At 66.3% G+C, this 14446-nt stretch carries 16 protein-coding genes; all 16 read right to left on the reverse strand.

Annotated elements, in window-relative coordinates:
* Positions 1-18 precede the first annotated feature (18 nt).
* The 16 genes from rpsQ to ABZ459_RS41125 all read right to left on the reverse strand — a co-directional run bounded on the left by rpsQ (position 19) and on the right by ABZ459_RS41125 (position 14327).
* On the reverse strand, positions 19-312 hold the full coding sequence (gene rpsQ, locus ABZ459_RS41050; protein ID WP_357982781.1) for a 30S ribosomal protein S17: 294 nt from the start codon (positions 310-312) through the stop codon (positions 19-21).
* A complete protein-coding gene (rpmC, locus tag ABZ459_RS41055; RefSeq protein ID WP_080047279.1) occupies positions 305-541 on the reverse strand; it encodes a 50S ribosomal protein L29 in 237 nt (78 codons plus the stop codon). Before rpmC ends, rpsQ begins: the two co-directional genes overlap by 8 nt.
* Entirely contained in the window at positions 541-960 is a 420-nt protein-coding gene (gene rplP / locus ABZ459_RS41060) for a 50S ribosomal protein L16 (RefSeq protein WP_125644673.1), read from the reverse strand. The genes rpmC and rplP overlap by 1 nt, the downstream gene beginning before the upstream one ends.
* A 2-nt stretch (positions 961-962) precedes the next feature.
* On the reverse strand, positions 963-1808 hold the full coding sequence (gene rpsC / locus ABZ459_RS41065; RefSeq protein WP_352362898.1) for a 30S ribosomal protein S3: 846 nt from the start codon (positions 1806-1808) through the stop codon (positions 963-965).
* Entirely contained in the window at positions 1808-2161 is a 354-nt protein-coding gene (gene rplV, locus ABZ459_RS41070; protein WP_080043235.1) for a 50S ribosomal protein L22, read from the reverse strand. The genes rpsC and rplV overlap by 1 nt, the downstream gene beginning before the upstream one ends.
* Before the next feature lie 31 nt (positions 2162-2192).
* A complete protein-coding gene (gene rpsS, locus ABZ459_RS41075; RefSeq protein WP_030451498.1) occupies positions 2193-2471 on the reverse strand; it encodes a 30S ribosomal protein S19 in 279 nt (92 codons plus the stop codon).
* Between the two features lie 11 nt (positions 2472-2482).
* Complete coding sequence (gene rplB, locus ABZ459_RS41080; RefSeq protein ID WP_125644676.1) at positions 2483-3319, reverse strand: 50S ribosomal protein L2; 837 nt, start codon at positions 3317-3319, stop codon at positions 2483-2485.
* A 106-nt stretch (positions 3320-3425) separates the two neighbouring features.
* Entirely contained in the window at positions 3426-3728 is a 303-nt protein-coding gene (gene rplW, locus ABZ459_RS41085; protein ID WP_352327250.1) for a 50S ribosomal protein L23, read from the reverse strand.
* Positions 3728-4378 carry a 50S ribosomal protein L4 gene (gene rplD / locus ABZ459_RS41090; protein WP_357982785.1) on the reverse strand — a complete coding sequence of 217 codons (651 nt, stop codon included), beginning with the start codon at positions 4376-4378 and terminating at the stop codon, positions 3728-3730. Before rplD ends, rplW begins: the two co-directional genes overlap by 1 nt.
* On the reverse strand, positions 4375-5028 hold the full coding sequence (rplC, locus tag ABZ459_RS41095; RefSeq protein ID WP_138694761.1) for a 50S ribosomal protein L3: 654 nt from the start codon (positions 5026-5028) through the stop codon (positions 4375-4377). The genes rplD and rplC overlap by 4 nt, the downstream gene beginning before the upstream one ends.
* Before the next feature lie 14 nt (positions 5029-5042).
* Positions 5043-5351, reverse strand: a complete 309-nt coding sequence (rpsJ, locus tag ABZ459_RS41100; RefSeq protein ID WP_012887830.1) for a 30S ribosomal protein S10 — start codon at positions 5349-5351, stop codon at positions 5043-5045.
* A 254-nt stretch (positions 5352-5605) separates the two neighbouring features.
* On the reverse strand, positions 5606-6799 hold the full coding sequence (gene tuf, locus ABZ459_RS41105; protein ID WP_125644684.1) for an elongation factor Tu: 1194 nt from the start codon (positions 6797-6799) through the stop codon (positions 5606-5608).
* A gap of 109 nt (positions 6800-6908) precedes the next feature.
* On the reverse strand, positions 6909-9008 hold the full coding sequence (gene fusA / locus ABZ459_RS41110; protein WP_357982788.1) for an elongation factor G: 2100 nt from the start codon (positions 9006-9008) through the stop codon (positions 6909-6911).
* A gap of 39 nt (positions 9009-9047) precedes the next feature.
* Positions 9048-9518 carry a 30S ribosomal protein S7 gene (gene rpsG, locus ABZ459_RS41115; protein WP_043623423.1) on the reverse strand — a complete coding sequence of 157 codons (471 nt, stop codon included), beginning with the start codon at positions 9516-9518 and terminating at the stop codon, positions 9048-9050.
* Positions 9519-9520: 2 nt separating this feature from the next.
* A complete protein-coding gene (gene rpsL, locus ABZ459_RS41120) occupies positions 9521-9895 on the reverse strand; it encodes a 30S ribosomal protein S12 (protein WP_020542315.1) in 375 nt (124 codons plus the stop codon).
* A gap of 556 nt (positions 9896-10451) precedes the next feature.
* Entirely contained in the window at positions 10452-14327 is a 3876-nt protein-coding gene (locus ABZ459_RS41125; protein ID WP_357982792.1) for a DNA-directed RNA polymerase subunit beta', read from the reverse strand.
* Positions 14328-14446 lie beyond the last annotated feature (119 nt).

Consider the following 14446-nt stretch of genomic DNA (forward strand, 5'->3'; position numbering starts at 1 on the left):
GTATATCCGAGAAGGGCCTTACTTGGCCTTCTCGAGGATCTCCACGACCCTCCACCGCTTGGTGGCGGAGAGGGGGCGGGTCTCCATGAGGAGCACGCGGTCGCCGACGCCACAGGCGTTGGCCTCGTCGTGCGCCTTGTACTTGGTCGTACGGCGGATGACCTTGCCGTACAGACGGTGCTTGACGCGGTCCTCGACGGCGACGACGACGGTCTTGTCCATCTTGTCGCTGACGACCAGGCCCTCACGGACCTTGCGGAAGTTCCGCGCGTCGTTCGCCTCGGTGGTTCCGGTGGTCTCGGTCTCAGCCATCGCTCGTCTCCTTCTCGACCGTGACGATGCCGAGCTCACGCTCGCGCATCACGGTGTAGATACGGGCGATCTCGCGGCGGACGGCGCGCAGCCGCCCGTGGCTCTCCAACTGACCGGTCGCTGCCTGGAAGCGGAGGTTGAACAGCTCCTCCTTGGCTTCCTTGAGCTTCTGGACCAGAGTGTCCTGGTCCTCCACTCGCAGCTCGCCGGCGGTCAGGCCCTTAGCCATCACGCCTCACCCACTTCACGCTTAACGATCTTGCACTTCATCGGCAGCTTGTGGATCGCCCTGGTGAGCGCCTCACGCGCGACCGACTCCGCCACGCCGGACAGCTCGAACATCACGCGTCCGGGCTTGACGTTGGCGATCCACCACTCCGGCGAACCCTTACCGGAACCCATGCGGGTCTCGGCCGGCTTCTTGGTGAGGGGACGGTCGGGGTAGATGTTGATCCACACCTTGCCGCCACGGCGGATGTGACGGGTCATGGCGATACGAGCGGACTCGATCTGGCGGTTGGTCACGTAGGAGTGCTCAACAGCCTGAATGCCGAACTCGCCGAACACGACCCTGGTGCCGCCCTTGGCGGCTCCGCTGCGGTCAGGCCGGTGCTGCTTGCGGTGCTTGACCCTGCGCGGGATCAGCATGGTCAGCTCCCTTCAGCACCCGGCTGCGCAGCCGGGCCGGTCTCAGGGGCAGCCTGCGAAGCTGCCTCGGTACGGGGGGCGCGGTCGCCACGGCCGCCACCACGACGCGGACGGTCACCGCCGCCACGACGCGGACGGTCGCCGCCGCCACCGCGACGGTCGTCACGCTCGCGACGCTGGCCGGCACGAGCGCCGGCGGCAGCCGCCTCACGCTCGGCGCGGCTGGTCGGAGCCTCGCCCTTGTAGATCCAGACCTTCACGCCGATGCGGCCGAAGGTGGTACGGGCCTCGTAGAAGCCGTAGTCGATGTCCGCGCGGAGGGTGTGCAGCGGCACGCGACCCTCACGGTAGAACTCCGACCGCGACATCTCGGCGCCGCCCAGACGACCCGCGCACTGGACACGGATGCCCTTGGCGCCGGACTTCATGGCCGACTGCATCGCCTTGCGCATGGCGCGGCGGAACGAGACACGGCTGGACAGCTGCTCGGCGACACCCTGAGCGACGAGCTGAGCGTCGATCTCCGGGTTCTTGACCTCGAGGATGTTGAGCTGGACCTGCTTCTTGGTCAGCTTCTCGAGGTCGCCGCGGATACGGTCCGCCTCGGCGCCGCGGCGGCCGATCACGATGCCCGGACGCGCGGTGTGGATGTCCACCTGCACACGGTCCGTGGTGCGCTCGATCTCGACCTTGGAGATGCCGGCCCGCTCCATGCCCTTCTGCAGCATGCGGCGGATCGCCACGTCCTCGGCGACGTACGACTTGTACAGCTTGTCGGCGTACCACCGGCTCTTGAAGTCGGTCGTGATGCCGAGGCGGAACCCGTGCGGGTTAACCTTCTGGCCCACTATCGGGTCCTTCCCTTCGGCTCGCGGGATTCCACGATCACGGTGATGTGGCTCGTCCGCTTGTTGATCCGATAGGCGCGACCCTGTGCACGCGGGCGGAACCGCTTCAGCGTCGGGCCCTCGTCGACCCAGGCGCGGCTCACGACGAGCGTGCTGGGGTCGAGGTTGAAGTTGTGCTCGGCGTTCGCCATGGCGCTGCTGAGCACCTTGTAGATCGGCTCGCTCGCCGACTGGGGAGCGAACTGCAGCACGGCCTGCGCCTCCGAAGCGGGCAGCCCGCGAATAAGGTCCACCACGCGGCGGGCCTTGAGGGGCGTGACACGGACGAACCGCGCCTGAGCCCTGGCTTCCATCGCTTACTCCTCTAAATGCTTCTGAAGGCGTCTATCGCCGGCTGCGCCGGTCTTCCTTGACGTGGCTGCGGAACGTCCGCGTGGGGGCGAACTCTCCGAGCTTGTGGCCGATCATCGACTCGGTGACGAACACCGGGACGTGCTTGCGGCCGTCGTGCACGGCGATCGTGTGCCCGAGCATGTCGGGAACGATCATGGAGCGCCGCGACCACGTCTTGATGACGTTCTTGGTGCCCTTCTCGTTCTGGGCGTCCACCTTCTTCTGAAGGTGGTCGTCCACGAAGGGACCCTTCTTAAGGCTACGTGGCATTTCGGCTGCTCCTACCGCTTCTTCCTCTTGCTCCGACGACGGATGATCAGCCGGTCGCTGGACTTGTTGGCCTGGCGGGTGCGGCCCTCGGGCTTGCCCTTCGGGTTCACCGGGTGGCGACCGCCGGACGTCTTGCCCTCACCACCACCGTGCGGGTGGTCAACGGGGTTCATGGCGACACCACGGACGGTCGGGCGCTTGCCCTTCCACCGCATACGGCCGGCCTTGCCCCAGTTGATGTTGGCCTGCTCGGCGTTGCCGACCTGGCCGACCGACGCCCGGCAGCGCACGTCGACCATGCGCATTTCACCGGACGGCATACGCAGGGTGGCGTACTGGCCTTCCTTGGCGAGCAGCTGGATCTGGGCGCCCGCGGATCGACCGAGCTTCGCGCCGCCGCCCGGACGGAGCTCCACCGCGTGGATGAAGGTACCGGTCGGGATGTTGCGCAGCGGCAGGCAGTTGCCCGGCTTGATGTCGGCAGCGGGGCCGTTCTCGATTCGGTCGCCCTGCTTGAGGCCGGTCGGCGCGATGATGTAGCGCTTCTCACCGTCGGCGTAGTGGAGCAGAGCGATGTTGGCGGTGCGGTTGGGGTCGTACTCGATGTGAGCGACCTTCGCCGGGATGCCGTCCTTGTCATGCCTACGGAAGTCGATGATCCGGTAGGCGCGCTTGTGTCCGCCGCCCTGGTGGCGCGCGGTCACCCGGCCGTGTACGTTCCGGCCGCCCTTGCTGTGAAGGGGCGCAAGCAGCGACTTCTCGGGAGTGCTGCGGGTGATCTCGGAGAAGTCCGAGACACTCGACCCGCGGCGACCCGGGGTCGTCGGCTTGTACTTACGGATGCCCATCTTTTTCGTTCATCCTTCGTCGGTTACATGGGCGAGCCCGCCGCACCGAAATGCGACGGTCTCGTCCCTCGCAGACCTTTCGGTCCGCTTCCTATCTATGGCGCTGCTAGCCGATCTGACCGAAGATGTCGATCCGATCGCCCTCGACCAGGCTCACGATCGCGCGCTTGGTGTCGGGACGCTTGCCGAAACCGGTGCGGGTGCGCTTGCGCTTGCCCGTCCGGTTGATGGTGTTCACGCTGGTGACCTTGACCCCGAAGATCTGCTCAACGGCGATCTTGACCTGGGTCTTGTTCGCGGTCTTCTTCACCAGGAACGTGTACTTGTTGTTCTCATCGATCAGGCCGTAGCTCTTCTCAGAGACGACCGGCTTGATGATGATGTCGCGCGGGTCGGCGATCTTCTCCATCAGGCGTCTTCCTTCCCGCCCTGGCTCAGCCGCGCGACGACCTGGTCGTACGCCTCCTGGGTGAAGACCACGTCGTCGTGCACGAGCACGTCGTAGGTGTTGAGCTGCCCGGCGTCCAGCAGGTGGACCTCGGGAGCGTTACGCAGGCTCATCCAGGTCAGCTCGTCGGCCTCGTCGACGACGACGAGCACGCGGGGAGCCTGAGTGATCTTGCGCAGGGCGTCCAGGGCGGCCTTGGTCTTGGGGGTCTCCCCCGTGACCAACGTGCTGACCACGTGGACGCGACCGCCACCGGCCCTGTCGGACAGGGCGCCGCGGAGCGCGGCGGCCTTCATCTTCTTGGGCGTGCGCTGCGAGTAGTCACGCGGCACGGGCCCGTGGACGGTGCCACCGCCGGCGAACTGCGGCGCACGGGTCGAACCCTGACGGGCGCGGCCGGTGCCCTTCTGGCGGTACGGCTTCTTGCCGCCACCGCTGACCTCGCCACGGGTCTTGGCCTTGTGGGTGCCCTGCCGGCGAGCGGCGAGCTGGGCCACGACCACCTGGTGGATCAGCGGAACGTTGACCGTCGTGCCGAAGACGTCTTCGGGCAGTTCGACGGTGCCGGCCTTGGCGCCGCTGGCGTCGAGGACGTCAATAGTGGTGCTCACTTGGCAGCCCCCTTCTTGGCAGCGGTGCGAACGAGGACCAGGCTGCCGTTCGCGCCGGGGATCGCACCCTTGATCAGGATGAGACCGTTCTCGGCGTCAACGGAGTGAACCTTGAGGCTCTGCACAGTGGTGCGGACGTTACCCATCCGACCGGCCATGCGCAGGCCCTTGAATACGCGGCCCGGGGTGGCGCAGCCACCGATGGAACCCGGCGAGCGGTGCTTGCGCTGCGTACCGTGCGACGCGCCCAGACCACCGAAGCCGTGCCGCTTCATGACACCGGCGAAGCCCTTGCCCTTGCTCTTGCCCGTCACGTCGACGAACTGGCCGGCCTCGAAGGTGTCGGCCAGCAGCTCCTGGCCCAGGGTGTAGTCGCTCGCGTCGTCGGTGCGGATCTCCGCGAAGTAACGGCGCGGGGTGATGTCGTGCTTACGCAGGTAGTCGCCGAGCGGCTTGTTGACCTTCCGGGGGTCGACCTGCCCGAAGCCGAGCTGAACGGCGGAGTAGCCGTCCTTCTCTGCGGTGCGGACCCGGGTCACCACGCACGGACCGGCCTCGACCACGGTCACCGGAACCATCCGGTTGTCCGCGTCGAAGACCTGGGTCATGCCGAGCTTCTTGCCCAGGACGCCCTTGATCGTCTTAGCCATGTCAGTGCGTTCCCTCAGAGCTTGATCGAAATGTCGACACCCGCGGGGAGGTCGAGCCGCATGAGCGAGTCAACCGTCTTGGGGGTCGGGTCGATGATGTCAATCAGCCGCTTGTGCGTGCGCATCTCGAAGTGCTCGCGGCTGTCCTTGTACTTGTGCGGCGAGCGGATGACGCAGTACACGTTCTTCTCGGTCGGCAGCGGCACCGGGCCCGCGACCTTCGCGCCAGTCCGCGTCACCGTCTCGACGATCTTCTTGGCCGAGCTGTCGATGACCTCGTGGTCATAGGCCTTAAGCCGGATGCGGATCTTCTGTCCCGCCATAGTGGCCTCGGTGTCCTTCGCTGTCGTCTGAAAAAGTATCGTGCGGCCTTGTGCCGCTGTGTTGCTGCAGGTCTGACCCTGCGTGACCCCACGAGACAGACACTGTTGATCTGTCTTTTCTTCCGTGATCCGGCAGTTACTTCGGTCACTATGGCCGAAGCGACTGCTGGATCACGGCGCTTTACGCGAGGCCCTTGACGCGGTACGGCGGTCGGCCCTGCAGTGCGGGGCCGACCGCCGCCCCGACGGTCGAGCTACTTGAGGATCTTCACGACCCGGCCGGCGCCGACGGTGCGGCCACCCTCACGGATCGCGAACTTGAGGCCTTCCTCCATGGCGATGGGCTGGATCAGCTCAACGCGCATTTCGGTGTTGTCGCCCGGCATGACCATCTCGGTGCCCTCGGGGAGGTTCACAACACCGGTCACGTCAGTCGTACGGAAGTAGAACTGCGGGCGGTAGTTGTTGAAGAACGGCGTGTGGCGGCCGCCCTCGTCCTTGGACAGGATGTAGACCTGGCCGGTGAACTCGGTGTGCGGGGTCGTCGTGCCCGGCTTGATGATGCACTGGCCGCGCTCGACGTCGTCGCGCTTGATGCCGCGGAGCAGCAGGGCGGCGTTGTCGCCGGCGTGACCCTCGTCGAGCATCTTGTTGAACATCTCGATGCTGGTGACGGTGGTCGTCGTCTTCTCCGGCTTGATGCCGATGATGTCGACCTGCTCGTTGACCTTGACGATGCCGCGCTCGATACGACCGGTGACGACGGTGCCGCGACCGGTGATCGAGAAGACGTCCTCGACGGGCATGAGGAACGGCTTCTCCGTGTCACGGGGAGGCTCGGGGACGTTCTCGTCCACCGCGTTCATCAGCTCGATGATGCTGTCGGCCCACTTCTCGTCACCCTCGAGAGCCTTGAGGGCGGAGACGCGGACGACGGGCAGGTCGTCGCCGGGGAACTCCTGCGCGGACAGGAGCTCACGGACCTCCAGCTCGACGAGCTCGAGGATCTCCTCGTCGTCGACCATGTCGGACTTGTTCAGCGCCACGACGATGTAGGGGACGCCGACCTGGCGGGCCAGGAGGACGTGCTCCTTCGTCTGCGGCATCGGGCCGTCGGTGGCGGCGACCACGAGGATCGCGCCGTCCATCTGAGCGGCACCGGTGATCATGTTCTTCACGTAGTCGGCGTGACCGGGGCAGTCAACGTGAGCGTAGTGACGCTTCTCGGTCTGGTACTCGACGTGCGCGATGGAGATCGTAATACCGCGAGCCTTCTCCTCGGGCGCCTTGTCGATCTTGTCGAACGGGGTCGCCTTGTTGAGCTCGGGGTAACGGTCGTGAAGCACCTTGGTGATCGCCGCGGTCAGCGTGGTCTTGCCGTGGTCGATGTGTCCAATGGTGCCGATGTTCATGTGCGGCTTGGTCCGCTCGAACTTGGCCTTGCCCACTGGTTCTCTCCTTGAGAATCTGACTGACTTTCGTCTACACACTCGGGCCCGGGAGATCCCAGACCCCTAGGCGGTGGGGTGGCTCGCACCACCCCACCAGGGACCGGAACTATTCGCCCCGGGCCTTCGCGACGATCTCCTTGGCGATGCCCGGGGGCACCTCCGAGTAGGAGTCGAACTGCATGCTGTAGCTCGCGCGCCCCTGCGTCTTGCTACGCAGGTCACCCACGTAGCCGAACATCTCAGACAGCGGCACGAGCGCCTGGACGACACGGGCGCCGGCCCGCTCGTCCATCGCCTGGATCTGCCCGCGGCGACCGTTGAGGTCACCGATGACGTCACCCATGTAGTCCTCGGGCGTGGTGACCTCGACGGCCATCATCGGCTCGAGAAGAACGGCGTCCGCCTTGCGCGCGGCCTCCTTGAAGGCCATCGAGCCGGCGATCTTGAACGCCATTTCCGAGGAGTCGACGTCGTGGGCGGCACCGTCGGTCAGCGTAACCTTCACGCCCACCATCGGGTAACCGGCCAGCACGCCGAACTCGGCGGCCTCCTGGGCGCCGGCGTCGACCGAGGGGATGTACTCCCTCGGGACGCGGCCACCCGAGACCTTGTTCTGGAACTCGTAACCGTCGTTGCCCTCGCCCAGCGGCTCCAGGTCGATGATCACCCGCGCGAACTGACCGGAACCACCGGTCTGCTTCTTGTGGGTGTAGTCGACCTTCTCCACCTTGCGGCGGATGGTCTCGCGGTAGGCCACCTGCGGGCGGCCCACGTTGGCCTCGACCTTGAACTCACGACGCATACGGTCGACGAGGATCTCCAGGTGAAGCTCGCCCATGCCCCAGATGACCGTCTGACCGGTCTCCTCGTCACGACGGACCTGGAAGGACGGGTCCTCCTCGGCCAGCCGCTGGATGGCGGTGGACAGCTTCTCCTGGTCGCCCTTGGTCTTGGGCTCGATGGCGACGTTGATGACCGGAGCCGGGAACGTCATCGACTCGAGCACGACCGGGTTGGCCGGGTCGGCAAGGGTGTCGCCGGTCGTGGTGTCCTTCAGACCCATGACGGCGACGATCTGACCGGCGATCGCCTGCGGGCGCTCTTCGCGCTTGTTGGCGTGCATCTGGTAGATCTTGCCGATCCGCTCCTTCTTGCCCTTCACCGAGTTCACGACCTGTGAACCGGTGTCGAGGGTGCCGGAGTAGATGCGGATGTAGGTGAGCTTGCCCAGGTGCGGGTCGCTGGCGATCTTGAAGGCCAGCGCGGAGAACGGCTCGGTCGGGTCCGCGTGACGCTCGATCACCTTCTCCTCGTTGCCGACCGCGTAACCCTTGAACGCCGGGATGTCGGTCGGGGCGGGGAGGTAGGCGACGATCGCGTCGAGCAGGGGCTGAACGCCCTTGTTCTTGAACGCGGTGCCGCACAGCACCGGGTTGATGGAGCTGCTCAGCGTGGCGCGGCGGATGGCCGCGATCAGCTGCTCCTCGGTGGGCTCGGTGCCCTCCAGGAAGAGCTCCATCAGCTCGTCGTCGTTCTCGGCGACCGTCTCGATGAGGCGGTCACGCCACTCGCGGGCGGCGTCGGCGTGGTCGGCCGGGACGTCGACGGTGTCGTACATCTCGCCCTTGGCCGCGTCGGCGCTCCAGATGAGCCCCTTCATCTTGATGAGGTCGATGACGCCCTTGAAGTCGGCCTCGACACCCCACGGAAGCTGGATCACAGCGGGGGTCGCGCCCAGGCGGCTGACCATCATCTCGACGCAGCGGTGGAACTCCGCGCCGACACGGTCCATCTTGTTCACGAAGCAGATGCGCGGGACCTCGTACCGGTCAGCCTGCCGCCACACCGTCTCCGACTGCGGCTCGACACCGGCGACACCGTCGAACACGGCGACGGCACCGTCGAGGACGCGGAGCGAGCGCTCCACTTCGATGGTGAAGTCGACGTGACCCGGAGTGTCGATGATGTTGATGGTGTGACCGATCCACTCACAGGTCGTCGCGGCAGACGTGATCGTGATGCCGCGCTCCTGCTCCTGCTCCATCCAGTCCATGGTGGCAGCGCCCTCATGGACTTCACCGATCTTGTAGTTGATGCCGGTGTAGAACAGGATGCGCTCGGTCGTGGTGGTCTTGCCCGCGTCGATGTGGGCCATGATCCCGATGTTGCGGACCTTGGCCAGGTCAAGAGCGGTCGTAGCGGCCACTTTAACTCGCGTCCTCGTCGTCTCGTCGAACCCGCCGGGTTACCAGCGGTAGTGGGCGAAGGCCTTGTTGGACTCGGCCATCTTGTGGGTGTCCTCGCGCTTCTTGACACTCGCTCCGAGGCCGTTGCTGGCGTCGAGGAGCTCGTTCATGAGGCGCTCGGTCATGGTCTTCTCGCGGCGGGCGCGGGAGTACTGCACCAGCCAGCGCAGGGCCAGGGTGGTGCTGCGCGCGGCGCGCACCTCGACCGGCACCTGGTACGTCGCGCCACCGACACGGCGGCTGCGGACCTCGAGGGTCGGCTTGACGTTGTCAAGCGCGCGCTTGAGGGTGACGACCGGGTCGTTGCCCGTCTTCTCCCTGCAGCCTTCGAGGGCGCCGTAGACGATCGACTGCGCGATGGACCGCTTGCCGTCGAGGAGCACCTTGTTGATCAGGGCGGTCACCAGCGGCGAGCTGTAAACCGGGTCAGACATGAGCTGACGACGGCCAGGAGAACCCTTACGAGGCATTGTTAGCTCTTCTCCTTCTTCGCGCCGTAGCGGCTGCGGGCCTGCTTGCGGTTGCGGACACCCTGGGTGTCGAGCGAGCCGCGGATGATCTTGTAGCGAACACCAGGCAGGTCCTTCACACGACCGCCACGCACGAGCACGATGGAGTGCTCCTGCAGGTTGTGGCCCACACCGGGGATGTAAGCCGTGACCTCGATGCCGTTCGTGAGCCGAACGCGGGCCACCTTGCGCAGTGCCGAGTTGGGCTTCTTCGGGGTGGTGGTGTAAACGCGCTGGCACACCCCGCGCCGCTGCGGACTCCCCTTGAGGGCAGGAGTCTTGGTCTTGGAGACCTTGTCCTGCCGGCCCTTGCGGACCAACTGCTGAATAGTGGGCACTGCCACTCCGTTTCGTGCCTTGGCCGGTGTTACGTCATTGGGTCTTGCATTTCGCAGGTTCTGCCGGTGTCATGACCTGCTGGTTTTCCTCGTCTCGGCGCCCCCGCGGTCGGGCGTGTCGCGCTATTCACACAGACACAGCCACGGAGACTTGCGAGCCTGAGAGTCCAGCCGACGCTCTCCCAATGGATATGAGCGCACAGCCGAAAGCCCGCTAGAGACGGGCACGATGCTCAAGACTACCCAGGCCCAGCCGACACGTCAAAACGGCACGGCAACGCCTGTCGGCTTTGCCGCTCCGTGCCACCGGGGCCTGTCTCATCCAGCCCATCCGAAGCGCCGCGGCAATGATACCGGCCCTGGGGACCGACGTGTGCCGATTCGCCAGGGAGACCCGCAACCGGCCCACAGGCCGTCATGCCGCAGGACCGGCTCCCCCGGGCCTTCCCGGCCCCCGCAGGGCGTCTGAGGCCGTCTACGGCAGCGCGTACGGCCGGAAAAGCGCCGCGCCCGGGCCTCTTCGGAAAGAGACCCGGGCGCGGCGCTTGCGCAACTGCTAGCGGTTGTACTGACCGAAGTCGTACTCCTCCAGCGGGACGGCCTCGCCGCTGCCCGTGCCGAAGGTGTAGTCGGCCGCGGAACCGTCGTAACCGCCGACGGTGTACATGGCGGCCTTGGCCTCCTCGGTCGGCTCGACCCGGATGTTGCGGTACTGGGGCATGCCCGTACCGGCCGGGATGAGCTTACCGATGATGACGTTCTCCTTCAGGCCCAGCAGGGAGTCGGACTTGGCGTGGATCGCCGCGTCCGTCAGGACCCTGGTCGTCTCCTGGAAGGAGGCCGCCGACAGCCACGACTCGGTGGCCAGCGACGCCTTCGTGATGCCCATGAGCACCGGACGGCCCGCGGCCGGCGAGCCGCTCTCGGCCACCGTCTCACGGTTCATCTGCTCGAAGCGCGGACGCTCCACCAGCTCACCGGGCAGCAGGTCGGTGTCACCGGACTCCAGCACGTTCACGCGCTTGAGCATCTGCCGCACGATGATCTCGATGTGCTTGTCGTGGATCGACACACCCTGCGACCGGTAGACCTGCTGGACCTCGGCCACCAGGTGCAGCTGCACGGCCCGCGGGCCGAGGATGCGCAGCACCTCGTTGGGGTTGACCGCACCGGCGATCAGCTGCTGGCCGACCGTCACGCGCTGACCGTCCTGGACGAGCAGGCGCGAACGCATCGAGACCGGGTAGGCGATCTCCTCCGACCCGTCGTCGGGGGTGATGACGATCTTCCTGGTCTTGTCGGTCTCGTCGATCCTGGCCCGGCCCTCGGCCTCGGAGATCGGGGCGACACCCTTGGGGATGCGCGCCTCGAACAGCTCCGTGACACGGGGCAGACCGTGGGTGATGTCGGCGCCGGCCACACCACCGGTGTGGAACGTACGCATCGTCAGCTGCGTGCCGGGCTCACCGATCGACTGGGCGGCGATGATGCCGACCGCCTCGCCGACGTCCACGAGCTTGCCGGTGGCCAGCGAGCGGCCGTAGCAGGTCGCGCAGACACCGATCTTGGCCTCGCAGACGAGCGCGCTGCGGGTGCGGACGGTCTCGACGCCGGCCTCGACCAGCTTCGTCACGTGGATGTCGTTGATGTCGACACCCGCCGGGACGATGACCTTGCCGTCGACCTCGACGTCCTCGGCCATGATGCGGCCGTGCACGTTGGACTCGGCGTTCTCCGCCTTGACCAGGTTGCCCGACGCGTCGCGCTCGCCGACGTGCAGCGGGACCGCGCGGTCGGTGCCGCAGTCGATCTCACGCACGATGACGTCCTGGGCGACGTCCACCAGACGACGGGTCAGGTAACCCGAGTCGGCGGTACGCAGGGCGGTGTCGGCCAGACCCTTTCGCTGACCGTGGGTGGAGATGAAGTACTCCAGAACCGACAGGCCCTCACGGAAGGATGCCTTGATCGGCCGCGGGATCGTCTCACCCTTGGTGTTGGACACCAGGCCACGGATACCGGCGATCTGCCGGACCTGCATCTTGTTACCACGGGCGCCCGAGTTGACCATCATCCAGACCGGGTTGGTCGCCGGGAAGGCGTTGACCATGTCGGTCTCGACGTCGGCCGTGGCGTGGGTCCAGATCTCGATGAGCTCCTGGCGGCGCTCCTCGTCGGTGATCAGACCACGCTCGTACTCGCGCTGGACCTTGTCGGCCCGGCGCTCGTAGTTCTCCATGATGTCGGTCTTGTTCGGCGGCGCGACGACGTCCTCGATCGAGATCGTGACGCCGGAGCGGGTCGCCCAGCGGAAGCCCGCGTCCTTGAGCGCGTCGAGCGAGTTGGCGACCTCGACCTTGGGGTAGGTGTCGGCCAGCTCGTTCACGATCGTGGACAGCTGCTTCTTGCCCACCTGGAAGTTGACGAACGGGTAGCTCTCGGGGAGCGTCTGGTTGAACAGGCACCGCCCGAACGTCGTCTCCAGCCGGATCGGGTCACCCTGCTCCCAGCCCTCCGGAGCGACCCAGTCGCGCGGCGGCAGGACGTCCTTGACCCGGATCTGGATCTTCGCCTGGATCTCCAGCTCACGGCGGTCGAAGGCCATCTGCGCCTCGGCGATCGAGCCGAACACGCGGCCCTCGCCGGTCGCGCCTTCCTTCTGGGTGGTCAGCCAGTAGAGGCCGATGACCATGTCCTGGGTGGGCATCGTCACGGGCTTGCCGTCGGCCGGCTTGAGGATGTTGTTGGTCGAGAGCATCAGGATGCGTGCCTCGGCCTGGGCCTCAGCCGACAGCGGCAGGTGCACGGCCATCTGGTCGCCGTCGAAGTCCGCGTTGAAGGCGGTGCAGACGAGCGGGTGGATCTGGATGGCCTTGCCCTCGACCAGCTGCGGCTCGAACGCCTGGATGCCCAGACGGTGAAGCGTCGGAGCACGGTTGAGCAGCACCGGGTGCTCGGTGATGACCTCTTCGAGCACGTCCCACACGACGGGGCGGGCGCGCTCGACCATCCGCTTGGCCGACTTGATGTTCTGCGCGTGGTTGAGGTCCACGAGCCTCTTCATCACGAACGGCTTGAACAGCTCCAGCGCCATCTGCTTGGGCAGACCGCACTGGTGCAGCTTGAGCTGCGGGCCGACGACGATGACCGAACGGCCGGAGTAGTCGACTCGCTTGCCCAGCAGGTTCTGGCGGAAACGACCCTGCTTGCCCTTCAGCATGTCGCTGAGGGACTTCAGCGGCCGGTTGCCGGGGCCGGTCACCGGGCGACCGCGACGGCCGTTGTCGAACAGCGCGTCGACGGCCTCCTGGAGCATCCGCTTCTCGTTGTTCACGATGATCTCGGGGGCGCCGAGGTCGAGCAGACGCTTGAGGCGGTTGTTCCGGTTGATGACCCGGCGGTACAGGTCGTTGAGGTCGGAGGTCGCGAACCGGCCACCGTCGAGCTGCACCATCGGGCGCAGGTCCGGCGGGATGACCGGGATGCAGTCGAGCACCATGCCGCGCGGCGAGTTGGTCGTGTTCAGGAACGCCGACACGACCTTGAGCCGCTTGAGGGCGCGGGCCTTCTTCTGGCCCTTGCCGCTGCGGATGGTCTCGCGCAGGTTCTCGGCCTCGGCGTCGAGGTCGAAGCTGATCAGGCGGTCCTGGATCGCCTGCGCGCCCATGCCGCCCTTGAAGTAGCGGCCGAAGCGGTCGCGCATCTCGCGGTAGAGCAGCTCGTCGCCCTCGAGGTCCTGGACCTTGAGGTTCTTGAAGCGGCTCCAGACCTCGTCGAGCCGGTCCAGCTCGCGCTGGGCACGGTCGCGGAGCTGGCGCATCTCGCGCTCGGCGCCCTCGCGGACCTTGCGCCGCTGGTCGCCCTTGGCGCCGGCGGCCTCCAGCTCGGCCAGGTCGGACTCGAGCTTCTTCTGCCTGGACTCGACGTCGGCGTCACGGCGCTGCTCGATGTGCTGCCGCTCGACGGAGATCTTCGCCTCCAGCGAGGGCAGGTCACGCTCACGCATGTCGGTGTCGACGTGCGTGATCATGTAGGCCGCGAAGTAGATGACCTTCTCCAGGTCCTTCGGGGCCAGGTCGAGCAGGTAGCCGAGGCGCGACGGCACGCCCTTGAAGTACCAGATGTGCGTGACGGGCGCGGCCAGCTCGATGTGGCCCATCCGCTCACGACGCACCTTGGCCCGGGTCACCTCGACGCCGCAGCGCTCACAGATGATGCCCTTGAACCGGACGCGCTTGTACTTGCCGCAGTAGCACTCCCAGTCGCGGGTCGGACCGAAGATCTTCTCGCAGAAGAGTCCGTCCTTTTCCGGCTTGAGAGTCCGGTAGTTGATGGTCTCGGGCTTCTTGACCTCGCCGTGCGACCACTGACGGATGTCGTCGGCGGTCGCAAGACCGATCCTGAGCTCGTCGAAGAAGTTGACGTCTAGCATTGTGTGCGATCTCCCCCTCAGACTTCTTCCACGCTGCTCGGCTCACGCCGGGACAGATCGATACCGAGTTCCTCCGCCGCGCGGAAGACGTCCTCGTCGGTGTCGCGCATCTCGATGGA

It is taken from the genome of Nonomuraea sp. NPDC005692, from assembly GCF_040631115.1.
Taxonomy (GTDB): Bacteria; Actinomycetota; Actinomycetes; order Streptosporangiales; family Streptosporangiaceae; genus Nonomuraea.

Bases quoted from the DNA above. Each gene is read 5' to 3' on its own strand.
- rpsS (WP_030451498.1), bottom strand. From the start codon at position 2,471: ATGCCACGTAGCCTTAAGAAGGGTCCCTTCGTGGACGACCACCTTCAG.
- rplC (WP_138694761.1), bottom strand. From the start codon at position 5,028: ATGGCTAAGACGATCAAGGGCGTCCTGGGCAAGAAGCTCGGCATGACC.
- rpmC (WP_080047279.1), bottom strand. From the start codon at position 541: ATGGCTAAGGGCCTGACCGCCGGCGAGCTGCGAGTGGAGGACCAGGAC.
- rplB (WP_125644676.1), bottom strand. From the start codon at position 3,319: ATGGGCATCCGTAAGTACAAGCCGACGACCCCGGGTCGCCGCGGGTCG.
- rpsQ (WP_357982781.1), bottom strand. From the start codon at position 312: ATGGCTGAGACCGAGACCACCGGAACCACCGAGGCGAACGACGCGCGG.
- rplP (WP_125644673.1), bottom strand. From the start codon at position 960: ATGCTGATCCCGCGCAGGGTCAAGCACCGCAAGCAGCACCGGCCTGAC.
- rpsG (WP_043623423.1), bottom strand. From the start codon at position 9,518: ATGCCTCGTAAGGGTTCTCCTGGCCGTCGTCAGCTCATGTCTGACCCG.
- rplW (WP_352327250.1), bottom strand. From the start codon at position 3,728: ATGGAGAAGATCGCCGACCCGCGCGACATCATCATCAAGCCGGTCGTC.
- rpsJ (WP_012887830.1), bottom strand. From the start codon at position 5,351: ATGGCGGGACAGAAGATCCGCATCCGGCTTAAGGCCTATGACCACGAG.
- rplV (WP_080043235.1), bottom strand. From the start codon at position 2,161: ATGGAAGCCAGGGCTCAGGCGCGGTTCGTCCGTGTCACGCCCCTCAAG.
- ABZ459_RS41125 (WP_357982792.1), bottom strand. From the start codon at position 14,327: ATGCTAGACGTCAACTTCTTCGACGAGCTCAGGATCGGTCTTGCGACC.